Origin of the sequence: Pricia mediterranea, assembly GCF_032248455.1 — a bacterium.
Lineage (GTDB): Bacteria > Bacteroidota > Bacteroidia > Flavobacteriales > Flavobacteriaceae > Pricia > Pricia mediterranea.
On record NZ_JAVTTP010000001.1, the window covers coordinates 2,257,714 to 2,281,066 of the forward strand.

At 48.3% G+C, this 23,353-nt stretch carries 17 protein-coding genes; 12 read left to right on the forward strand and 5 right to left on the reverse strand.

The window, feature by feature from the left end:
- Nucleotides 1-95: 95 nt before the first annotated feature.
- A complete protein-coding gene (locus tag RQM65_RS09350) occupies nucleotides 96-1,289 on the forward strand; it encodes an ABC transporter permease (protein WP_314014432.1) in 1,194 nt (397 codons plus the stop codon).
- A gap of 182 nt (nucleotides 1,290-1,471) precedes the next feature.
- Here the strand turns inward: RQM65_RS09350 and dusB are convergent, their stop codons facing one another.
- On the reverse strand, nucleotides 1,472-2,470 hold the full coding sequence (gene dusB / locus RQM65_RS09355) for a tRNA dihydrouridine synthase DusB (protein WP_314014434.1): 999 nt from the start codon (nucleotides 2,468-2,470) through the stop codon (nucleotides 1,472-1,474).
- 33 nt (nucleotides 2,471-2,503) lie between these two features.
- The gene (locus RQM65_RS09360) at nucleotides 2,504-4,903 is read right to left on the reverse strand and encodes an outer membrane beta-barrel protein (protein ID WP_314014436.1); all 2,400 of its coding nucleotides are present in this window, start codon (nucleotides 4,901-4,903) and stop codon (nucleotides 2,504-2,506) included.
- Nucleotides 4,904-5,176: 273 nt separating this feature from the next.
- Here RQM65_RS09360 and lepA point away from each other — a divergent pair, with 273 nt between their 5' ends.
- Together lepA and RQM65_RS09370 are read left to right on the forward strand one after the other, a co-directional pair.
- The gene (gene lepA / locus RQM65_RS09365; protein ID WP_314014437.1) at nucleotides 5,177-6,973 is read left to right on the forward strand and encodes a translation elongation factor 4; all 1,797 of its coding nucleotides are present in this window, start codon (nucleotides 5,177-5,179) and stop codon (nucleotides 6,971-6,973) included.
- A 369-nt stretch (nucleotides 6,974-7,342) separates the two neighbouring features.
- Nucleotides 7,343-7,597 carry a GTP-binding protein LepA gene (locus RQM65_RS09370; RefSeq protein WP_314014439.1) on the forward strand — a complete coding sequence of 85 codons (255 nt, stop codon included), beginning with the start codon at nucleotides 7,343-7,345 and terminating at the stop codon, nucleotides 7,595-7,597.
- A gap of 61 nt (nucleotides 7,598-7,658) precedes the next feature.
- On the opposite strand, the gene RQM65_RS09375 is transcribed toward RQM65_RS09370, so the two are convergent.
- Entirely contained in the window at nucleotides 7,659-9,593 is a 1,935-nt protein-coding gene (locus RQM65_RS09375; RefSeq protein WP_314014441.1) for a cation:proton antiporter, read from the reverse strand.
- Nucleotides 9,594-9,930: 337 nt separating this feature from the next.
- Between RQM65_RS09375 and RQM65_RS09380 the strand changes: the two genes are divergently transcribed.
- From RQM65_RS09380 to RQM65_RS09410, 7 genes are all read left to right on the forward strand, one after another.
- Entirely contained in the window at nucleotides 9,931-10,896 is a 966-nt protein-coding gene (locus RQM65_RS09380) for an MBL fold metallo-hydrolase (RefSeq protein WP_314014443.1), read from the forward strand.
- Nucleotides 10,897-11,080: 184 nt separating this feature from the next.
- The gene (locus tag RQM65_RS09385; protein ID WP_314014445.1) at nucleotides 11,081-12,712 is read left to right on the forward strand and encodes a S8 family peptidase; all 1,632 of its coding nucleotides are present in this window, start codon (nucleotides 11,081-11,083) and stop codon (nucleotides 12,710-12,712) included.
- A gap of 200 nt (nucleotides 12,713-12,912) precedes the next feature.
- The gene (locus RQM65_RS09390) at nucleotides 12,913-14,769 is read left to right on the forward strand and encodes a M1 family metallopeptidase (RefSeq protein ID WP_314014447.1); all 1,857 of its coding nucleotides are present in this window, start codon (nucleotides 12,913-12,915) and stop codon (nucleotides 14,767-14,769) included.
- 227 nt (nucleotides 14,770-14,996) lie between these two features.
- Entirely contained in the window at nucleotides 14,997-15,377 is a 381-nt protein-coding gene (gene rnpA / locus RQM65_RS09395) for a ribonuclease P protein component (RefSeq protein WP_314014448.1), read from the forward strand.
- A 45-nt stretch (nucleotides 15,378-15,422) separates the two neighbouring features.
- Entirely contained in the window at nucleotides 15,423-17,051 is a 1,629-nt protein-coding gene (locus RQM65_RS09400) for a S41 family peptidase (RefSeq protein ID WP_314014450.1), read from the forward strand.
- 139 nt (nucleotides 17,052-17,190) lie between these two features.
- Nucleotides 17,191-18,075: an SMP-30/gluconolactonase/LRE family protein gene (locus RQM65_RS09405; RefSeq protein WP_314014452.1), complete on the forward strand. Its 885-nt coding sequence runs from the start codon at nucleotides 17,191-17,193 to the stop codon at nucleotides 18,073-18,075.
- Nucleotides 18,075-18,857 carry an SDR family NAD(P)-dependent oxidoreductase gene (locus RQM65_RS09410; RefSeq protein ID WP_314014454.1) on the forward strand — a complete coding sequence of 261 codons (783 nt, stop codon included), beginning with the start codon at nucleotides 18,075-18,077 and terminating at the stop codon, nucleotides 18,855-18,857. The genes RQM65_RS09405 and RQM65_RS09410 overlap by 1 nt, the downstream gene beginning before the upstream one ends.
- Nucleotides 18,858-18,913: 56 nt before the next feature.
- Here the strand turns inward: RQM65_RS09410 and RQM65_RS09415 are convergent, their stop codons facing one another.
- Nucleotides 18,914-19,729: a 3-keto-disaccharide hydrolase gene (locus RQM65_RS09415; RefSeq protein WP_314014455.1), complete on the reverse strand. Its 816-nt coding sequence runs from the start codon at nucleotides 19,727-19,729 to the stop codon at nucleotides 18,914-18,916.
- Between the two features lie 68 nt (nucleotides 19,730-19,797).
- Nucleotides 19,798-20,904, reverse strand: a complete 1,107-nt coding sequence (locus tag RQM65_RS09420; RefSeq protein WP_314014456.1) for an acyltransferase family protein — start codon at nucleotides 20,902-20,904, stop codon at nucleotides 19,798-19,800.
- Between the two features lie 408 nt (nucleotides 20,905-21,312).
- Here RQM65_RS09420 and RQM65_RS09425 point away from each other — a divergent pair, with 408 nt between their 5' ends.
- Nucleotides 21,313-22,416 (forward strand): SGNH/GDSL hydrolase family protein, encoded by a 1,104-nt coding sequence (locus tag RQM65_RS09425; protein WP_314014458.1) that lies wholly within the window; start codon nucleotides 21,313-21,315, stop codon nucleotides 22,414-22,416.
- A complete protein-coding gene (locus tag RQM65_RS09430) occupies nucleotides 22,400-23,335 on the forward strand; it encodes a fructosamine kinase family protein (protein ID WP_314014460.1) in 936 nt (311 codons plus the stop codon). Before RQM65_RS09425 ends, RQM65_RS09430 begins: the two co-directional genes overlap by 17 nt.
- Nucleotides 23,336-23,353 lie beyond the last annotated feature (18 nt).

A 23,353-nucleotide genomic window follows, 5' to 3' on the forward strand; every position in this document is an offset into this window, starting at 1 on the left:
GGATGTGACCCAAGTTTCAAGACTTTTTAGTCCTTTGTCCTACGTTGGACCTAGCTTGCGAAATAGGTAAGCATATTAACTAAAACACGGCCATCTTGAATTTCCCGTTCTACATCGCTAAACGCTATCTGCGCTCTAAGAGCGGGCAGAACGCGGTGAACGTCATCAATTTTATCACTTTTCTGGTCATCGTCATCGGGTCGGCAGCTTTGTTTATTGTGCTTTCGGGCTTTGCGGGACTAAAAACCTTTAGTCTTTCCTTCACCAATTCCTTTGACCCCGACCTAAAAGCCGTTCCTACGACCGGAAAGTTTTTCTCCATCACCCCCGAACAGGGGCGAAAATTGCAAGAAATCAACGGGCTGGCCGGGTATGCTAAGGAACTGGAAGAAAAAATCTATCTCAAACACCGACAAAAAAGCCATATCGCCATGATCAAGGGGGTCGATTCGAGCTATAATCAGGTTATCGGGGTCGATAGCACAATTCAATATGGTACTTGGCGCATCAACGATCAAGATGCCGTTGCGGGTATCGGCATCGCGAATATTCTAGGCACCACGGTGAACCAATATCGAAATCCCTTGGTCATCATGGCCTTAAAACCGGGCAAGGGCTCAATCAAGCTGCAAGATCTCAAAACCAAACCCTTGGTTCTAAGCGGGGTTTACGGCATCGAGGAAAATCTGGACAAAAAATATGTGTTTGCGGACCTTCCCTCCGTACAGCAGTTGTTGGACAAGGAGAGCAACCAAATTTCCGGATTGAATTTTAAGCTGGACGATGCTGCGGATATTGCCTCCGTGAAAGCTAAAATTCGAGATGTCTTGGGAAAGAACATCGTTCTCAAAAACCGACAGGAGCTCAACAGTTCGCTCCATAGGATGCTCAACACCGAAAATCTGGCCACTTACCTCATTTTTACCCTCGTACTGATCATTGCCCTGTTCAACGTGGTCGGGGCCATCATTATGATGATTCTGGACAAGCGGCAGAACTCCATAACACTGTTTAACCTGGGGGTTACCATCAAAAAACTGCGGCGGATCTATTTTGTACAAGGGGTTATAGTAACCACCGCGGGCGGCATCATCGGGGTCGCCTTGGCATCGGTGCTCATCTGGTCACAATTGACCTTCGGGTGGCTTAAGATTACCCCTTCATTGGCCTATCCGGTGGAATATCAGCTGATCAACGTGGTCATCGTTCTCGCCACGATAATCGTACTGGGGATTATCGCCTCTACAATTGCGAGTAGCCGCATTACGAAGAAGCTGATTGCCTCCTGATCTTTCTGGGGGGAAACCATAATGGCACGTAGGATGTTTTGCTCTGGCGGGACAATACAACCTAAGACTATTGATCTCTCCACAAAACACAACGTTTTTTATGATTTTTTAGTCCTTTGTAATAAGTCTTACAGCGCTACGTCAGGCTTAGGTTTCGAAACGGATAAACATCTAAGTAAACTCTAGGAAACCGCAAACTCGTAATCCCCGAATTTCTCCAAGACCTCGTCGAAGGCGGCGAAGACATCGGCGGCATCGTCACTAGTGACCATTTTCATGCGATATTCCTTGAAGTGGGGGATGCCCTTGAAATAGTTGGTGTAATGGCGACGGGTCTCGAAAACTCCAAGTTTTTCGCCCTTCCAATCGATGGCCATCTGTAGGTGGCGGCGGGCGGCCTCGACCCGTTCTTCCATGCTCGGGGGTGCGGCGTGGGTGCCGGTTTCAAAAAAGTGCTTGACTTCCCTGAAAAACCAGGGATAGCCGATGCTGGCCCGGCCGATCATGGCGCCGTCGAGTCCGAATTCATCCCGCATGCGAACAGCGGCCTCGGGCGAATCGACATCGCCGTTGCCAAATACGGGAATATGCATACGAGGATTGTTCTTGACCTCGGCAATGGGCTTCCAATCCGCATGACCCTTGTACATCTGGGCACGGGTACGGCCGTGGATGGCAATGGCCTGGCAACCTACATCTTGAAGGCGCTCGGCCACCTCAACGATCATAATCGATTTATCGTCCCACCCGAGACGGGTCTTTACGGTAATCGGGAGTTTGGTGCGCTCGACCATGGCCTTGGTCAGGGAGACCATCAGGTCCACATCCTTTAAAATGCCGGCCCCGGCCCCTTTGCTGACCACTTTTTTTACGGGACAGCCGAAATTGATGTCGATGATATCGGGATTTGATGCCTCCACGATTTCTACCGATCGTAGCATCGAATCGAGGTTGGCCCCGAAAATCTGGATGCCTACGGGGCGTTCCTTTTCATAGATATCCAACTTCATAACGCTTTTGGCGGCGTCGCGGATCAAGCCTTCCGAGGAAATGAATTCAGTATATACCACATCGGCGCCCTGCTCTTTGCACAAGGCGCGAAAGGGCGGGTCGCTAACGTCCTCCATCGGAGCGAGCAGCAACGGGAAACCAGGAAGTTGTATGTCGGCTATCTTAGACAACTGTCTTTCTTTTTGGGTTGCAAAAATACGGAATTAAAGCCTGTCTCGCTCGTCGATAGCTTTGGATTTGTAGTTGTCCTTGATTCCCGTATTCCCGAATTTATAGCGAAGCGCCAAAACGAACAGGCGGTTCTCTCCCCTGCGCAACGAAGTACCCTTTTGATCTAGGTAATCGCGGGTACTGAATTCATTGCCCTGATTAAGGATATCCTCCACGCCCATAGAGATGCCAAGCCTTTTCTGCCATAGGGTTTTTCGCAACATCAGGTCTAAAGATCCGAATCCATCCATTTTGACATTATTGGCAAGACCAGGGCCGATGTACGTGAAAGAGAGGTCGGCCGTGAGGGACTTGTCGCGTAAAAACGAGAAACTGTTATTGGATCTCAGGTACACACTGACCCTCTCGTATTCGACGCGCTCGTCGGTTCCTTTATTTTTAAAAACATACTTATCGTCAAAAACGCTGGCCAAAAAATAGCAGTACCAAAAAGCGGTAACGCTCTTGGTGAATATAAAATCGATACCCCACGACCTGTCTCGCATGATATTTTCCTGTACAAAGCGCAACAATTTGGTATCGTTGTCCTGAAAAATAAGCTGCCCCAACCGGTTCTTGTTCGGGCTGTAAAAAACTTCGACCGAATAGCTGTTCTTATAGGTATATCCGGCCGCCATATATTGATAGTCCCCCGGTAAGAGGTCGGGATTGCCCTCGATGGTCAAGAAATTGCTCTGGAAGACCCGGAAGGGGTTGATGTCGGCATACCGCGGCCTTTCCAGCCTTCGGTAATAGTAGGCTTTGAGTTCATGGTCTTCCGCGGGCTGAAATTGCACTGAAAACGTAGGGAACAATTTTAGGTAATCGTTGGTGTTGCCTTGCGCTTCGACGTCGAGTTTGCCCTCGGTCAGGGTATATTCGGCACGTAGTCCAGCTTTTACATCCCATTTGTTCCAATTTCCGCTATAAGAAGCATAGGCGGCAAAGATGGACTCGTCGTACTTGAAATTTCCGGCTTCCGTAGGGTCGATACCGGGTCGGTCGCGGTCGAAACCCTGTTGGGCCACCTCGCTCTCCGAAGTGATGCCCGCATATCGGAGTCCCGTTTCGAACTTGGAAGTTTCCCCCAAAGGAACACCGTAATCTCCCCGTACGCTATAGAGGTCGATGCGCTGTTCGGCATCCGTGGTAAAATCGTTCCGGCCCGTGGGGCTATCGTCCAAGCCGAGAAAAACCGTATTCAGGTTTTGTTTTCTCTCATAGTCGTAATAGGTATAATGGGCGTTCAACGAAAGCTCGGCTCCTTCCTTGTCCAGTTGGCGAACGTAGTCCACATAATACGAAGAGTTCAGGTCCCGTTGTTCGGAATCGTTGAGGGTATTGAAACCGGAAAGGGTATCGCCTGCAATCGAGGTTTCGGTATTATATAGCCGGGCCACATCGGGCTGGTACACGTTTATCGTGGAAAAACTCAATCTATTTTTCGGATCTATATCGTAATCAAAAAAAGCGGAAAGGTTGTGCCTCTTCTTTTGTATCCGGTTGTACTGCTCCGCAATCCAGGTCGAACTAACACTGTTGTTTTCGACAAAATCCGTGACATCGGTGTATTTAACGATTTCCCTGTCGTGATTAAAGCTGTAATTGATCGAAAATTCCGTTTTTTTTCCCTTAAAATAATGATCGGTGCCCACCCTGTGTTTCGGGAGGAGGCCTTGTTTGTATCTGTTGTATATGGCGCCATTGTACCCAGCCACCAAATTGCTTTTCTTTCGGATGTTGATCAGTACGGCATCATCGGCACTGTATTTGGCAGGAGGAGCGGTTATGACCTCGATGGCCTCGACGTCACTGGCCGATGTGCCCGACAGAAGGTTGATGATGTCGCTCTTAGGCAGGTTGACCTTTCGCCCATTGATCAGGATGCCCACAGCAGCGCTTCCCTTGACGGTCAATTGGTCGTTTACGATGACCACGTTCGGGGTGCGCTTGAGGGCGTCCCAGATATCGCTATCGCTCAGGGCGCTATTCTCGATATTAAAAACGAGCCGGTCAACCTTTCTTTCCAGTCTTGGTTTTTGGGAGATGACTACCACCTCTTTCAAGGCCTGCGCCCCTTCGTTCAACCGCAACGGCTCAAGAACCAGCTCAGCGTTGACCTCGATGGGCCGTAATTCGGACTCGTTTTCGATGTAGCTGGCCTTAATGAAATAATTGCCTTGAGGTACCCGTTGAATTTCAAAACGCCCGTTTTCATCGGCCGAGGTACCGTCGATCAAGGTGGAATCGAGACGCTTCAAAAGTTGGACGTTAGCGTAGGAAACTGTCTCGTTGCTTGCGTTTTCGACCGTTCCGGACAGAGTATAGTCCTGTGCGGACAGCATTACGGTCGATAATAAAGTGATTAATATAGGATAATATAGGTTTTTCACTACGGGGGCGATTGGCGCTAACCGATGTCCAGCCACGCCAAGATTGCCGCTCGGCGTAAAGACGGGGAACTACGACAACAAGTTGTAGTCAAAACTACTGTTTTTAAGGTAAAATCCTACTCAGCTCGTGTGTTTTTTATGGAAATCCGAAAATGGCTCCCGAAGATTTTAGATTATCTGAATGTGCACAAATAGGCACCGCCATGAAAATACCCCAATGTCAACATTCTAAAATAACCTATCTTTGCAGGCTCAAACGCAGTTCGCACCTCCATGAAGAATATCCGTAATTTCTGTATCATCGCCCATATCGACCACGGCAAAAGCACCTTGGCCGACCGTCTGTTGGATTTTACCGGCTCCGTTACGGCCCGGGAAAAGAAAGAGCAGCTGTTGGACAGTATGGATCTTGAGCGCGAACGCGGTATAACTATTAAAAGTCACGCGATACAGATGGATTACCTGCACAATGGCGAGCCCTTTGTGCTGAACCTTATCGACACGCCGGGGCACGTCGATTTTTCGTACGAGGTCTCCAGGTCCATTGCCGCTTGCGAAGGCGCATTATTAGTTGTCGATGCCGCCCAGAGCATTCAGGCGCAGACCATTTCGAACCTATATCTTGCCTTGGAGAACGACCTGGAAATTATTCCGGTTCTGAACAAGGTAGATTTGCCCAGTGCCAATCCCGAGGAAGTAACCGATGATATCGTCGATCTTTTGGGGTGTAAGCCAGAGGAAGTCATCCCCGCTAGTGCCAAGACCGGTATAGGTATCGAAGAAATCCTGACGGCCATTATCGAACGGATTCCCGCGCCCAAGGGCAATCCAGACGAGTCATTGCAGGCTTTGGTATTTGATTCCGTTTACAATCAGTTTCGTGGGGTTGAGACCTATTTTAGGGTTATCAACGGCGAAATAAAAAAGGGGCAGAAAATCAAGTTCGTGGCTACCGGAGAAGATTATTATGCTGACGAAATCGGAACCCTGAAATTCAAACGACTGCCGAAGCAAACGATAAGAACGGGCGATGTCGGTTATCTTATTACGGGTATTAAGGATGCCCGGGAGGTGAAAGTGGGCGATACCGTGACCGATGCCGAGAACCCTACCAAAAATCCGATTGGGGGGTTCGAGGATGTCAAGCCGATGGTATTCGCGGGCATTTACCCCGTAGATACCGAAGATTTCGAAGAATTGCGCGCCTCCATGGAAAAACTGCAGCTCAACGACGCCTCGTTGGTCTTTCAGCCGGAGAGCAGTGCCGCCCTAGGTTTTGGTTTCCGCTGTGGGTTTCTTGGGATGTTGCATATGGAAATCATACAGGAGCGCTTGGAACGGGAGTTCGATATGACCGTTATCACCACCGTGCCCAACGTCAGCTATCACGCCTTTACCACCAAAGATCCGGAAGCACCGATTATAGTGAACAACCCTTCCGACCTGCCAGATCCCTCGACCATAGACCACATCGAAGAGCCCTACATCAAGGCCACCATTATCACCAAGGCGGACTTTGTGGGCAATGTTATGGGACTGTGCATCGAAAAACGCGGCATGATCACCAACCAGACCTATCTCACTACGGAACGGGTAGAGCTCACCTTCGACATGCCCTTGGCCGAAATCGTATTTGATTTCTACGACCGGCTCAAGACCATTTCCAAAGGATACGCCTCTTTCGACTATGCGCCCATTGGGATGCGAACTTCAAAATTGGTGCGGGTAGACATCCTTTTGAACGCTCAGCCCGTAGATGCGTTGTCCGCTTTGGTGCATTTTGACAACGCCTACGATATCGGCAAACGTATGTGCGAAAAACTAAAGGAACTTATCCCCCGGCAACAGTTTGATATTCCGATCCAGGCCGCTATCGGCGCCAAAATTATCGCCCGAGAGACCATTAAGGCCTTGAGAAAAGACGTCACCGCCAAATGTTATGGTGGCGATATTTCCCGTAAACGAAAGCTGCTCGAAAAGCAGAAAAAAGGGAAGAAACGAATGCGACAGGTCGGAAACGTAGAAATTCCGCAGCAGGCGTTTATGGCAGTGTTAAAGCTCAACGATTAATAGGCTGTTCGGGACCGCTATTTACAGACATCCTTGACTAAGAGACCAGACCCCCATGCCTATAATAGTGTGCTGGTCGCCATCGCCCTAAGAACAGTCAGTAAATACGACCGTACCGGCCGAGGCCATAAATTAAAATTTTTTTACGATAAATTTTGAAATCCGTCTTGTTCGACAAATCTACAAACCTCAATGCCAATCGTTTAACCTATTGCCAAATAAGCTGCATACTGTTGTGGGTCTCAACGAAACTGTAATAGTATAAGAAGGGATTATTGTTTATAACTTTTCCTACAATTAACACTTATAAGAACAATTTTCTAAGCGGGACGCTGTTTTAATCTGGTACTTGTCCAATCCTATTTATTGTTGAATTTAGTTCCCCAGATCATGACGACCTACATCGCACATTTTACGGCCAAACACGATCAAGTAAACGTTGAGCAGCATTCGGTTTTCATCTGGCAACAAGAGAGCGGGGAAGTCGATAAAACACTATTGATCAATAAAATCAAACGCGAATCTTCCATACACTTTTTTAGAATGGCCTCGGAAAAAGAGTGTATCATCGAACACGATGCTATTTCGGTAAGAGTGAGGCAGGCGCTTCCTTTTTCGGGTTGACCTTAAAAAGTCATGTTTAGACTCCCTAGGAGTTAGATTTCTCATAAATCCACCTAAAGATCTAATCGAGCTTATCGACTTCTCCAGTTTCATTGAGGTCGCCTTCCACGGTATCTTCATCTAGCATTTCCTCTTCATCAGGCCCGGCCTCCTCTTCTTCATCAATGGTTTTTTCGACGTCGATCGTCTTGCCCAAATAGACCAACTTATAGCCCTCGGTAATATCATGGAAATCGGTACTATACGATGAGATAATGGTCAAGTCGCCGTCAGGCTTTTTTAAAAGGATGGGGATAGTGTAGTTCTCGGCCTTTATCATTTCGATCAGCCCTTCGTAATGCTCTTCGTCCTTCAGTTCTATTTCGTGCATCGCAGGATACTTTCTGGCGGTCTCCGTCATTTTTATAAAATCGTCGGTGTGGGAGAAGAGGCCTTTCTTCGGACTTTTCTTGGGGTCGTTCATTTCGTCCGCATTCACCAGCCTGAAAGATCCGTTTTCGCCAAACTCCTTACCAAACTTCTCGATAGCGTATTCGTTGATATCGGAGTTTCCGGTCAAGGCCATCAAATAACCGATGTCGTTCAATTCAATGTTGTCGGTCAAGGTATCGGAGTAGATGTTCGCGGTCAAGGCTTCCAATCCCAATTTTTTTGCTTTGCTAACGTTGTTCTGGTTGTTGTCGATCAGCACCACGTGACGGTTGTTTCTGTGGATGTAGTCCGCAATCAACCGCGATGCCTTCGAAGCCCCAAGAATCAATATCCCCTCGGATTTCGTCAAAAACACGCCAACCATTTTTGCAAAAACCCGTGCTGTTGTAGCGTTCAATAGTACGGTACCCAGCACAATCATAAAGACCAGCGGAGTGATGTATTCCGCTCCCGGCACCCCCTTTTGAATGAGTTTTGATCCGAAAAGCGATGCAATACCGGCCGCTACGATTCCTCTGGGGCCGACCCATCCCACAAAAAGTTTTTCGTTCAATTTCAGTTTTGAACCATATGTGCTAAGAAATACGCCCAAAGGCCGAACGATAAAGACAATGATAAGAAAAAGGATCACCGTGTTCCAATTATAGATCAGTTCCAGGTCCTCTAAATTAATGTTAGCGGCCAAAAGGATAAACAGAATGGAAACGAGTAAAACACTTAAAGACTCCTTAAAGTACAGTAGTTCCTTCAGATTGGGCAAATTCGAGTTGCCCATCACCATTCCCATGATTACTACCGCCAAAAGTCCCGATTCGTGAGCGAAGGCATCTGAAATCACAAACACCAGCAACACGGCGGAAAGGGACACCACGTTCATCAAATAATGGGGAATTAATTTGTTCTTTATCGACAGCATCATTGCATGTGCGAACGTAAAACCGAAAGCAAACCCGAAAAGTAAGATTTTTCCGAAGTCAATAAATGCGGTCTTAGTGTAGGCCTGCCCCTCGCCAACACTGATAAACTCAAAAACCAAAACGGCTACTAGGGCACCGAGCGGATCTATCAGTATCCCTTCCCACCTTAAAACGGCCGAAACATCTTTTTTTAAAGGAATATTTCTTAGAATGGGCGTAATAACCGTTGGGCCCGTAACGATGATAAGCGCCGAAAAAAGGAAGGAAATCTGCCAACTGAGGTCAAAAATAAAGTGGGCCGCAATACCGGCACACAAGAACGTTACAATACTACCTATAGTAATCAATTTGGTAATGACCGGCCCGATGTTCGCAATATCGCCGCGCCGGAGTGTAAGCCCCCCTTCAAAAAGAATAACACCGATCGCTAAAGAAACAAAGTAATAGAGACTTTCCCCGGGAAAAAGTCCTTTTGCACCGTTCCACACCGGTTCTATCAACTTGGTTCCATCTTCGGTAAAGATGGTGGCGATGGGCCCTACCAAAAGTCCTATAAGTATCAAGGGTAGGATAGCCGGTAACTTAAACCGCCAAGCGACCCATTGAGCGATTATTCCAAGGATGACAATTCCGGCCAGTTCAACCATAAAAGCGAATTTTTTCGAAAAATACTCTTTTTATTTCAAAATAGCGATACCGCTGAATTCCTGAGGACAAAATTACTGTTTAATGAACAATTTTTTGACAAGTTGAGGTTCGCACCGAATACCCTCTGAAATGAAGCGCCTATCCGAACTAAAAGAATGCCTGAACCGCGTCCGGTGCCAAGACAGGTTCGGATGTGACGAAAGAAAAGATTCTTTATGATAGGGAACGGAGGGGTACGGGCGGAAGGATGCTACGGGCGTAGTATCATCCATAAGAAAGATGCTCATCGAAAATTCAAATATAGTTTTCTTAATTTGCGGATTCATATCATATATTATGACCCTATACCCCATACAAACCGGAAACTTTAAGCTCGATGGCGGCGCTATGTTCGGGGTGGTGCCCAAAAGTCTATGGCAACGAACGAATCCCGCCGATGCCAACAACATGATCGACATGGCGGCGCGGTGCCTGCTCATCGAGGACGGCGACCGGTTGGCTTTGATTGACACCGGCATGGGAGACAAGCAATCCGATAAGTTTTTCGGCTATTATTACCCCTGGGGCGATTTTTCCCTGGATGTTTCCCTGGCCGAACACGGCTTTCACCGCGACGATATTACCGACGTGTTCCTGACCCATCTACATTTCGACCACTGCGGGGGGTGCATTCAATGGAACAAAGACCGTACGGGCTACGAACCTGCCTTTAAGAACGCCGTTTTTTGGACGAACCAGGACCACTGGGATTGGGCCATCCATCCGAATGCCCGCGAAAAGGCGTCATTTTTGAAGGAAAACCTGTTGCCGATGCAGGATAGCGGAAAATTGCGGTTTATCGGTTCAGATCGCGATGCTTCCGACAGCAAGCCTATTGATCAAACGGCCGAATCCCGCCCGCCTGAAGATAGCCCGACTTCCCGTGCAGGCAGAACGGCCAAACGGCAGGACGAAGCCCCTTCCTTTTTGGAAAATTCGGAACTGGGCTTTGGCATCCGATTTGTTGACGGGCATACCGACAAGCAAATGTTGCCCCATATCGAATACAAAGGAAAGCAACTGGTGTTCGTGGCCGACCTGCTTCCCACCGTGGGCCATATTCCCCTACCCTATGTTATGGGATTCGATACCCGCCCGTTGTTGACCCTCAAGGAAAAATCCCATTTTTTGAACGAAGCGGCCGAAAAAGGCTATTATCTGTTTTTGGAGCATGATGCCCATAACGAGGTCTGTACCGTCATAGCGACCGAAAAAGGGGTACGGCTGGATCAAGTGTACCACTTCGATGAAGTTTTTGGGTAGCACCTGTTAAGCTTAAGCCAAATAGTACCGTTTTTGCCCTTCCCTGATATCGCCATCCCTCATACCCTTTCAAAATGGCAAGGAATTTGTAACTTGCCCACTGTGAAAATCTAGGCTGTGATAGCACCCGAAAAATGATGCCCCATAGTCTATCCAATATCCACTTTAATAGCAATTTACTTTTATGATACGACTGATTCCAAAATTCCTCCTAAGCCTTTCGGCCTCCATTTTGCTAATGGGCTGCGGTGCGACCGCACTGGTCTCCACCCCCATCGAAAACATCGACAGCACCCCGCTCAAGGTGACCGATATGACCGAGGCCGAAAAAAAACACTGGGGCCATCTCGACCTTGTAACCGATACGATTCCCGGGATGAGCGTTGACAAGGCCTATGCCGAAATCATCAAGAACAAAAAAGGAGATAAGGTCATCGTGGCGGTGCTGGATTCCGGTATCGACCTAAAGCATGAAGATCTCAAGAACGTACTCTGGACGAACAAAGGTGAAAAGCCCGGTAACAGCAAAGATGACGACAACAATGGGTATGTAGACGATATACACGGATACAACTTTTTGGGCGATTCGTACGACGAACAGCTCGAGGCCGCCCGTATCGTGAAACTCGGACTGGGCGACGCGGCCACACAGGCCAAGGCCAAGGCCCTTGTCGAGAAAGAACTCGCGGAGGCACAGCAGCAGAAACAGCGGTACCAGCAGATGCAACAGGCGGTCAAGGCCGCGGATGCCGCGGTAAAGCAGGAACTTGGCAAGGAGAGCTATACTCAGGAAGACTTGGCGGGCATACAGGCAGACGATGCGGCGATGCAGCAGAGCGTTGGCATCCTGACCCAAATGCTGAGCTTCGAAGACAGTATCGAGGAAGTATTGGAACAATTGGACAAGGGAATCGAGCATTTTAGCGATCAGATCGACTACAACTATAACGTCGATTTCGATGGACGCAAAATCGTCGGGGACGACCCTTACGAAATTGAAAGCTTAGGTTACGGTGACGGAAATCCACAGAACCGGGTCGAAGGAGAGAGTCACGGCACCCATGTAGCGGGTATTATTGCCGCCGAACGCGGAAATGGCAAGGGCATGGACGGGGTAGCCAATAATGTCGAGATCATGGCCATACGCGCCGTTCCCAATGGGGATGAATATGACAAGGATATCGCGCTGGGTATTCGCTATGCGGTCGACAACGGTGCTAAAATTATTAACGGAAGTTTTGGAAAGGCCTTCTCTCCCAATGCGGAATGGGTGTACGAGGCCATCAAGTATGCGGCGGACAACGACGTACTGATCGTACATGCCGCGGGCAATGATGGCATTGATCTCGACAGCCCCGGCAACTACAATTATCCGAACGACAATGAAAATTCCGACACCGAGATTGCAGACAACGTTATCGAAGTAGGCGCCCTCGCCCCGAACTACGGGTCTGAAATGGTGGCCGCTTTTTCCAATTATGGAAATCGAAACGTCGATATCTTCGCTCCGGGCGGGGAAATCTATTCCGCCATGCCCGGTGATGAATACGCCTTCAGCGGCGGCACGTCGATGGCCGCACCTGCGGTAGCCGGCGTTGCGGCCCTGGTACGGTCCTATTATCCAAAATTGACCGCGGCACAGGTGAAGCACATCATTTTGGAGTCGGGTCTTGCGCCCCAGGCGAAGGTCGTTCTGGGTGGCGACACCTCCAAGACGGCGACATTGGATCAGGTTTCGAAATCAGGTAGAATCGCAAATGCCTATAACGCCTTGATTATGGCAAGCAGGGTCGCAGCGGGAGAGATTACCCTATAATTACTCCGAATGCGGTAATCTGTACGGAAAGGCTGGTAACTTAGGGCAAAAACCCGATACCCTTACCTACGGCCGGAAAAACCTGCCGATCCGGTTCCTTTTTGATTTTGTTGGTTCACTTATGCCGCCTCCCGTAAGGATTCGAAGGGCCCGGTATTGGCGACCAAGCGCTAACTACTTGAAAAACATAGACAATTAAAATGAAAGTTTTAAAATTTTTATCAGTTTTAATAGGGCTTTCGGCCGTAGGCTTCGCCCAAAACAACACCTCGTATTGGCAACAACACGTCGATTACACGATGGAGGTCAATATGAATGTGGAAAACTACCAATATACGGGCACCCAAAAATTGGTCTATACCAATAATTCCCCGGACACCCTAAACCGGGTTTTCTACCATCTCTACTTTAATGCCTTTCAACCGGGCAGTGAAATGGATGTCCGCCTACAGAACATCAAGGATGGCGATAAACGTATGCTGACCGAGGAAGGAAAAAGCAGGATTGCCTCCCTCTCGGAAGATGAAATCGGCTACCTACGAATTTCGTCTTTGTCACAAGACCACCAGAAAGTGGATTTTAACGAAGAAGGCACCGTTCTAACGGTCAATTTGGCCAACCCTTTGGCGCCCGGAGGAAAGACAACCTTCGATATGGAGTTCCGCGGGCAGGTGCCCCTTCAGATACGTCGGGCAGGACGAAACAGTAAAGAAGGCGTCGCGCTCTCCATGAGCCAATGGTATCCGAAATTGGCGGAATACGATTTTGAGGGATGGCACGCCGATCCCTATATCGCCCGGGAATTCCACGGTGTCTGGGGCGATTTCGATGTGAAATTGACCCTTGATAAGAATTATGTTGTAGGCGGAAGCGGCTACCTACAGAACCCTCAGGAAATTGGCCATGGATACGAAGCCCCGAACACGAAAGTAAAGCGTCCCAAAGGAAAAACCTTGACCTGGCATTTCAAGGCACCCATGGTACACGACTTTATGTGGGCCGCCGACCCTGACTACTTGCACGATACTCTACAGATGGAGAATGGGCCCACGCTGCATTTTCTCTATAAGGATGACAAGGAAATCTTGGAAAATTGGAAAAATTTACAACCGAAGACCGCGGACCTGATGCAGTTTTTCAATAAGAACATCGGGGAATATCCGTACGATCAGTATTCCGTGATCCAAGGCGGGGACGGCGGAATGGAATATGCCATGGGCACGTTGATTACCGGCAATAGAAAGTTCGAAAGCCTGGTCGGGGTCACGGCTCATGAGCTGGCCCACTCCTGGTTTCAGCACGTGCTGGCCACCAATGAATCCAAACACGAATGGATGGACGAGGGCTTTACTTCCTTTATCTCGAGCTTGGCCATGAACCAGGTGATGGACCAAGGCAAGGAAAATCCGTTTGAAAACAGCTACAAGGGCTACTTCAGCCTGGTGAATTCGGGACTGGAACAACCGCAGACCACCCATGCCGACCGCTACGATGTCAACTACGCCTACGGCATTGCTGCCTATAGCAAAGGAGCCATCTTTCTATCGCAATTGGGCTATATTATTGGTCAGGACAAGCTAATGCAGACCCTGCGGAAGTATTATGAGGATTTCAAATTCAAGCACCCGGTACCGAACGATGTTAAAAGAACCGCCGAAAAGGTCTCAGGCATGCAGCTCGATTGGTATCTGACGGATTGGACGCAGACTACCAATACCATCGATTACGGTATAGAAGAAGTGGCCGGTGACAGCGCGGGTACCACCATCACCTTGGCACGCAAAGCATCGATGCCCATGCCTTTGGACATACTGGTTATTTATGGGGATGATACTAAGGAAACCTTTTATATTCCCCTTAGGATGATGCACGGTGAGAAGGAGAATCCCTATCCACAAATAAACCGAACAGTATTAGAGGATTGGCCTTGGGCGTACCCAACTTATGATCTTACAATCGACAGGCCTCTAAAAGACGTCAAAGCGGTAGTCATCGACCCCTCCCAGCTCATGGCCGATGTCAAGCCAGAGGACAATGTGTGGCAGCCGGCACCTTAAAAGATTCTACCTTTATTTTGTGCAGCATTCCAGATGCTGTTGCATTGGACCAAAGGACGAAAGGAAGGAGGAACAAAGGTAGCGAAAGACAGGAGATTGTTTTTGGGGGTTGGTTTACCTTTTTAGGTGTTTCCAAATGTGTATCCTTCTTTGTTCCTTGCTCTTTCCTTTTTCCATCGGAGAAGCATTTAAACGGTGGGTACGGACTTAAGTAATACTATTTTCCCATGGACTTCTCCTATCCCAAAAATGAAAAGCTGAAGAGCAGGAAGCTCATCGACCTACTTTTTGCAGAGGGCCGATCGGTTTCCAAGTATCCCGTCAAGCTCATCTATCTGAAGACCGTACTCCCCAAGGACGCAAAAATACAGGCCGGGGTAGCGGTACCAAAAAGAAACTTTAAAAGTGCGGTGAAACGCAATCGCATCAAAAGGTTGCTTCGGGAAGCTTATCGTCTGAACAAACATCAGGTTTTTAACAATAGCGATGGCGGTTTTGCGTTTCTATTTTTATATCTTGGAAAAGAAATGCCCTCCTATCCCGAAGTTGAGAATGCAATGATCAAAGTGCTTGCGCGTTTCTCGGACAGAGTCGATAAGAAGAAATAAAGGTGGCAGTCGCATCGATACCGATTACGACAAAAAATCATACAGATGAAAAATATAGTTAAGAAACGGGTACTTATCCCGATATTCGCGGTAGTTCTACTTGTCGGCGGAAGCAGTTTCGTAAAAAGCGACTTCTTCGAAATCGCGAAACAGATCGAGATTTTTACCACGCTCTTTAAGGAGCTGAACATGAACTATGTTGACGAGACCAATCCCGCCCAATTGATGGATACCGCCATCAAGAACATGCTCGAAGACCTAGATCCCTACACCAAGTTCCTGAACGAGCAGGATGTGGAGACCTACCGCATCAACAACGCCGGTGAATATTCCGGTATCGGGGCCTTGGTGCGAACCTTAGAGCATAAACTACTGATTGTCGAACCCTACAAAGATTATCCCGCCGATAAAGCGGGATTGAAGGCCGGCGATGAAATCCTAAAAATCGGCGAAATCGATGTGGCCGATTTTAAGGATAATGCCAGCGAACTCCTAAAGGGGGCCAATGATACCTCGGTCGAGGTCACCTACCGAAGACAGGGGGAGACCAAGACGACCACGATAACCCGCGGGGCGGTCGAGGTCGATGCCGTGCCCTTCTATCGTATGATCGATGACAATACCGGCTATATCGTACTTTCGCGATTCAATGCCAAAGCCTCGGGCCAGACCAGGGATGCATTGATCGACCTCAAGGGAAAAGGGGCCGAAAAGATAATTCTTGACTTGCGGGACAACCCCGGCGGCCTGCTCTCGGAAGCCATCAATGTGACGAATCTCTTTGTGGACAGGGGCGAACTGATCGTGACCACCAAATCCAAGGTTAAAAAATTCAACAGCGAATATCGAACCAAGCACAAACCGGTAGATACTGAAATTCCCTTGGTCGTTCTAGTCAACGGACACAGTGCGTCGGCCAGCGAAATCGTCTCCGGCGGACTCCAAGATCTTGACCGCGCCGTAATTATGGGCGCGCGCAGTTACGGCAAAGGTTTGGTACAGCGTCCGCTGAAACTGACCTACGGCACCCAACTTAAGGTCACCATCAGCCGCTATTACACCCCCTCGGGAAGGTGTATCCAGTCGTTGGACTATTGGCACCGCGATGAAGAGGGCAATGCCGTGCAAAAATCCTACAACGATTTTACCACCCGCAACGGCCGTAAGGTCCAAGACGGTGGCGGCATCTTGCCCGATATAGAGATTACCTCGGCCAAGGCGAACGCGCTCACTACCGCCCTGCTCAGCAACCATGTCATTTTCGACTACGCCACCGCGTACTACTACAACCACGATATTCAGGAATTGGACAACTTCCGGTTTTCGTCAAGCGATTACGAAGATTTTAAGAACTACGTTTCCAAAAGTGATTTCTTGTATGAGACCGAAACCGAAAAAGTGCTTAAAAAGGCCATGACCGACCGGGAAGAGGTCATTTTTAACGATGCCATCGAAAACGATTTTAGGACCCTGTTGTTGGATATCGAAAAAAGCAAGGTATCCGCCTTGGAGGATTATCAAAAAGAAATCCAACAAAAACTGGAGGATGAAATCGTAAAGCGGTACTTCTACCGCGAAGGCCTGTACGATTATTACCTAAGTAACGATGAAACGATTCTAGCCGCAACCGGGCTGTTGGGGGATGAAGCGAAGTATTTTGGAATATTGAAATAAAAGAAACTATAATAACATTTTTTTGGTATAACAAGGTCCCATCAGACAAAATCCTAGCTTTAGCTTTCTAAAATTAGAATATGGATTCCCCGGTGCAAAAGCATTTTGTATGTCTAATAGCAACTAAATTATATCCAAATTGAAATCCCACAAATCTGAACTTCTTTTTGACACACAATCCGTTCTGGGCGAAGGCCCGGTATGGGATTGGCGTAGGCAACGATTATTTTGGGTGGATATCGAAGGGAAAATGCTACACCGATCGGAGGCCTCGGGCGAAAATCATACCCAATGGGATTTTAACGGGATGCTGGGGGCGGCCGTACCCGCAGGCTCGGGAAACCTGATTTTGGCCCTAGAGTCGGGCTTGGCCTCTTTTGATCCAGAGACCGAAAGACTGACACCCCTCCAAGTCTTGGAAAACAACGATTCAAAAATGAGGTACAACGACGGTAAAGTAGGACCCAACGGCCACTTTTGGATCGGGAGCATGCACAAAGAAACTGCCCCTAAGTCCGGCAACCTCTATCTTGTCGATCAGCGGTTCCATGTCGAGGTCAAAATCGCAAGCACATCAATTTCGAACGGGATGGCCTGGTCATCCGATAACAAGACTTTCTACTTTATCGATTCTCCGACCCACGAGGTTCGTGCCTATGATTTCGATGCGGAAAACAGTTCGATTTCCAATAAAAAATCCATCATACGGGTTCCGGAAGAATATGGGAGTCCCGATGGTATGTCGATAGACGACGAAGGAATGCTTTGGATTGCCCATTGGGGCGGCAGTTGCGTACGCCGCTGGAATCCGGCCACCGGCCAATTCCTTGAAAAAATAACGGTAGATGCCCCGCACGTCACCTCGTGTTGTTTTGGAGGAAGAAATCTGGACACCCTTTACATTACTACGGCAAGAAGCGGTCTCTCCGAGAATCAATTACAGGAGTTTCCGGCAAGCGGCGGGCTGTTCATAAGCCGCCCTGCGGTAAAAGGAACCCTTATCAACTATTTTAAGGACAATTGATGCAATATTCGGGTATAAGGAACAAAACCGCTATAGTCACCGGTGCCGCGGAAGGCATAGGATACGCCATCTGTGAATCGCTGATACGGGCGGGTGCCCAAGTGGTGCTCAATGACCTCGACAAGTCACGGGCGGAGGAAGCGGCTAAACTCCTCGACGTAAATAATCCGGGGAAATGCCTTGCTTTCGCCGGGGATGCAGGCGATGTGCCCACCATCGAGCGCATGGTCGATTTTGCCGTCACGAATTTCGGGAGCGTCGATTTCGTGGTGCCCAATGCGGGGATGTCGCTGTTCGGGGATTTTTTGGACTTTACTCCCGAATCCTTTCAAAAAGTAATGCGCCTCAATTTACAAGGCGCCTTTTTTCTGGCGCAAAGTGCCGCCAAACAGATGATTCGTCAAGGGCAGGGCGGACGTATGATCTTAATATCCTCGCAGGTCGGTATCAGGGCGTATCATCGGCTATCCGCCTATGGGATGACCAAGGCCGCCTTGCGGATGTTCGCACAAAATCTCGCCTACGAACTGGGACAACATGGAATTACCGTGAATGCCATCGCACCGGGCGCCACTCTGACCGAGCGAACCTCGCAGGAACAGCCCGATTACGAGGGCGTCTGGAGCAAACTGAATCCCAACGGAAGGGTCGGAAAACCAGAGGATATCGCCAGAACCTGCCTTTTTCTACTCTCGGACGAAGCCTCCCACATTAATGGGCAGACGATTCCGGTGGACGGGGGCTGGACCACCGCCGGAAAATACCCCGAGGATTTAAGCTGATTTTTATTAGGCAATTTTTGACCGCCCCCCCTCCATTGATTCCTTGTTTTCAAATCTTAGCGCTCTTCAAGAACCTTGATTTTAATATTCTTGAAATCGATGGGCTGTCCCTCACTTTGCAGCGCTATAAAACCTTCTTTTAGCAACTGCCCATCTTTTTTGACTTTGGGATCGTAACCCTCTACTACCCCGCCGCCGATTTGAGGCTTGGTGTACTCCAGTACCTTTTTTCCGTTGATCTTATGGGTCACTAGTGAATCGCCCCGAACGATCAGTTCTGCCTTTACCCATTGGTCTCCAAAATAGGTGTCCGACGTCGAGTTAAGGCAGTGTCCGGGATAGATGTCCCCATCATATACGATTTCAGTGCCGGGAGAGCACATATTACCGGTAGGGCGCTCTTGCCCCTCTTTGATTCCCGCCAGAAACTGCATTTCTACCGAAATCGGCCAATTCTGCTCCTTCGGCATACTATGTGGGTCTTGGGAGTGGAACATGACCCCGCTGTTCTTCAAGGTGTACGAAGGCGCTCCCGGATGGAGTTCGCCCACAAAACGGTATTCCATCGACAAATGGTAGTGGGAATAGGGCGTGTCATAGTACAGGTGTCCGAACCGGTCGTCGAAATCCCCCTCGTAGTTGTCATAGCGGACTTTGATTATGCCATCTTCCGCCCGGAAAGTATCTCCGTGGTTATTGCCCGTTTCATAATGGTGGATTTTCGTGGTCCATCCCTCCAGATCCTTGCCGTTGAACAACGAGACCCATCCCTTGTCTGAACCCGCATTTTTTTGAGCATTACAGTTATGAAAAACCAAAAGGCATAATCCAAATACAACTCCTTTTATCGAAATCATTATCCTGTTTTTCATGCGTATCACTGTTTTTTAATTTGCCTAAAATAAATGTTTCTGGATTTTTGCGGATAATTCTAGATTTGTCACACCTTGAAATACACCTTATGCTTATCTAAAAAATAAGTGATATACCAAAACATGTACAGTACCAGAAGCGCGTTGATCACCGCTATTATCGGTTCTGATAACCCCAGTGGCCCCAGCAGACCCTCCGTCCAAATCATTCCGAAACCGCGGAACCATTGCGCGCCGACGGTTTCCGCAAACAGGTAGATGAATATGGAATTCGTACCGACCACCGAGAAAATCCGTAGCCAGGCCCGTTTGTTATCCTTTATATCGATGGCCCAATAGAACAGGGTCAAAGTTAGAATGGCGAAACCTCCTGAAGCCAAGGTAAACGATGAGGTTGCGATGCGTTTGATAATTGGAGTGATCTGCAGCCAATCCATGGCAAAACCCAAAATCAAGATGGCAGCACCCCAAATAAGAAATGGCCTCAGCTTTTCCCGTACTGGCACATGCGATAGTAATATTTTACCACAGACCACGCCCCATATCGTATGTACAGCGGTCGGAATAAAATTGACGAACACCCAAAACCCGTCATTCACCTTTCCCATGACCAACATATCAACATACGCGCCGAAACTGTCGTGATTTTGGGCGTAGGGAGCTTCGGGATTGTAGGCACGATACAAAATTTCGGTCAGCAGCAGCAATATTATGGATACACCGACTTGTATTCTATTGGGCAGGTGCATGATGGCATAAGCGATCAATATGGTAAAGGCCAACTGTACCAGTACATTCCACAGCTCCCAGACCAATGCGTGACTGTATACACAGTGCAGCATTACCCCGAAAGCGAACAGCAGAAAACAGCGCCGTACGATGTGTCTGGTGACGGCACTTCGGGTTCCGGAGGCCAAACGCTTGCGTAACGAAAACGGCATGGCCACCCCCACAATGAACATAAAAAAGGGTTGAATCAGATCCCAGAATCGGAGTCCGTTCCAAGGGTGATGCTCCAATTGCAGGGCCAGGCTTTGAAATGCGGTGTTCTCCGTCAGATTGACAAAATTATGATGGAACCCAGCGGCCTCGGCAATCAAAAGAAACATAGTCAGCCCACGGAAGACATCCAGGGAAAATAGACGTTTAGAAACGTTGGAGGCGAGTTGTGACATAGGCTGGTAAGGTTACGGGTACGCGTGACGCAATTATTCCCGAATGTAGAAAAAATATCCCTAATGCGACGCGAACTTGTAGAATTGGTTTTTGTACATAATTTGATTTCCCCCGTAATTCGGTTTATTGTGCTCCACATACATAAAAGGCCCTACCCTGAATTTTGTAGATAAATTTAGAATTCCGCCGACTATCGTAAACGCTCGCCGATGCGAAAAGGACGGAAAGAGCAAGGAGAAAAGACGAATGCAATTTCCGGGGCACCCAAAAAGACAAACCAATGCCTAAAAACACCCATGTGCCTTTTGTTATCTTTGTACCTTCTTACTTTCGTCTTTTGGTCAAACGAAATGGCATCCGTTTTGTTTCATGGATATGATGGTAGAACAACCTAAAATGTAAATGTCATGATTATCAAAAGCTGGTATTGCAGCCTTCTGCTTGTAATAGGAAGCCATTTGGTTTCGGCTCAAAAAGAGCCAGGCCATATCTGGTACACCGTGACCGATTCGGTAGCACAATTTGAAAGCCAAGGTTGGCAAAATATAGGAATCGGACGATTGCCCTCAAGTGCCGAGCACAAGGTTCGCAAGGCGGTTTGGAACTTGTCCGGTCACACCGCTGGCCTGGGCGTTCGTTTTGAAACGGATTCAGATCACATCGTAATCCGGTATCAGGTCGATGGGGATCTCGACATGCACCACATGCCTGCCACCGCAGTAAGCGGAGTTGATCTTTACGTCAAATCCGATTCGAAGTGGCTTTGGGCGAGGGGAAAAACAAGCTTTCAGGAGACCGTACAGTATAATTTCAGTCTTGATTCACTTTCCGATGATCCACACGAGCATAAGCTTTTTTTCCCCCTTTACAACAATCTGAAAAATCTTAAAATCGGGGTTAAGTATGGAAGTTCGTTTCGGTTTCTCCCACTACGCCAAGAGAATCCGGTGGTCGTCTATGGTACTTCAATCGCCCAAGGGGCGTGCGCCTCGCGACCGGGAATGGCGTGGACAAATATCCTTTCCCGAAAGTTGGACTATCCGATCGTTAATTTGGGTTTCTCAGGGAATGGCCGTCTGGAGCCGGAGATAATCGACCTGATCAGCGAAATCGATGCTTCGGTTTTTGTGCTCGATTGTCTGCCCAACTTGACCCCTACCGAAGAACGTACAAAAAAAGAAATTCAAAAGCGTATTATTGAAAGTGTTGCATCCCTTCGGGAAAAACATCCGCAAACTCCGATCTTATTGGTGCAGCACGCAGGATATTCCGACGGATTGGTGGACGCAGAACGGCGAAAGATTTACGAAACCTTGAATTCCTGGATGTCGGAATCCTATTCCTCACTTAAAAAAGAGGATTATAAAAACCTTTTTCTGCTGACCAAGGACGAAATCGGACTATCGAACGATGCCTTTGTCGATGGTACGCATCCTACGGACCTAGGGATGCAGCAGTACGCCGAGGCTTACGCCAAAAAGCTCATGCCAATAATTGAAGAAGTCGATTGAATTACCCATCAAAACAGCACCTGGAAAAGTCAATTGGATCGTAAATGAATACGGTATGGATGATGCGATCAAAGACGACGTAGAACGACTGCTAAATACCACGATTAAAGATGTGCGGCCCGTTTCTGGCGGGGATATTTCCATGGCATTTCTACTGGAGACCGGAACGCAGCATCTTTTTTGTAAACTCAACCCTGCCGATAACGCCCACAACATGTTCATGGCGGAGAAAAAAGGGCTGGAAGCCATTGTTAAAACGAAATCCATTGCCGCCCCCAAAGTAGTGCTTTGTGAAGTCATTGAAAAAAACGCTATCTTGATTTTGGAATATATTGAACCGAAAATGGCCTCCTCCAAGGAGATGCGGCGATTCGGAAAGCAACTGGCTGCCATGCACACGAAAGCTTTTGGGGATAACTTTGGGTGGGAACATGATAACTTTATCGGCAACCTACCACAATCGAACATTAATTATACCGACTGGTCCGAATTTTACGTTGCGGAACGCTTGCTACCACAATTAAAGCTGGCCAAAAACGGAGGGCGGCTCCGGAGTAACGAAATCCCATCCGAAGACCAGATGCTCAAAACCTGTCGCAATCTCTTTCCGGAGGTAAAACCATCCCTTTTACACGGAGACCTTTGGAGCGGCAACTATCTGATTTCCCAGAACGGCACGCCCTACCTTATCGACCCCGCTACGTACTACGGGCATCACGAAGTCGATATCGCCATGACCCGTCTTTTTGGAGGTTTTGGACAATCGTTTTACGATGGCTACTACGCTGATGGCTCTAAGGTTGGCGGGGAAGCGGAGCGTAACGACATCTATCAACTGTATTACCTGTTGGTTCACCTGAACTTGTTCGGAGCTTCGTACAAAGCCCCGGTCACCGATATCCTAAATCGGTATTTTTGATTACTTTTAGGGAAACCA

Coding starts and splice junctions, on each gene's coding strand:
- lepA (WP_314014437.1), top strand. CDS start 5,177: ATGAAGAATATCCGTAATTTCTGTATCATCGCCCATATCGACCACGGC.
- RQM65_RS09375 (WP_314014441.1), bottom strand. CDS start 9,593: ATGGTTGAACTGGCCGGAATTGTCATCCTTGGAATAATCGCTCAATGG.
- RQM65_RS09380 (WP_314014443.1), top strand. CDS start 9,931: ATGACCCTATACCCCATACAAACCGGAAACTTTAAGCTCGATGGCGGC.
- RQM65_RS09385 (WP_314014445.1), top strand. CDS start 11,081: ATGATACGACTGATTCCAAAATTCCTCCTAAGCCTTTCGGCCTCCATT.
- RQM65_RS09390 (WP_314014447.1), top strand. CDS start 12,913: ATGAAAGTTTTAAAATTTTTATCAGTTTTAATAGGGCTTTCGGCCGTA.
- rnpA (WP_314014448.1), top strand. CDS start 14,997: ATGGACTTCTCCTATCCCAAAAATGAAAAGCTGAAGAGCAGGAAGCTC.
- RQM65_RS09400 (WP_314014450.1), top strand. CDS start 15,423: ATGAAAAATATAGTTAAGAAACGGGTACTTATCCCGATATTCGCGGTA.
- RQM65_RS09410 (WP_314014454.1), top strand. CDS start 18,075: ATGCAATATTCGGGTATAAGGAACAAAACCGCTATAGTCACCGGTGCC.
- RQM65_RS09415 (WP_314014455.1), bottom strand. CDS start 19,729: ATGAAAAACAGGATAATGATTTCGATAAAAGGAGTTGTATTTGGATTA.
- RQM65_RS09420 (WP_314014456.1), bottom strand. CDS start 20,904: ATGTCACAACTCGCCTCCAACGTTTCTAAACGTCTATTTTCCCTGGAT.
- RQM65_RS09425 (WP_314014458.1), top strand. CDS start 21,313: ATGATTATCAAAAGCTGGTATTGCAGCCTTCTGCTTGTAATAGGAAGC.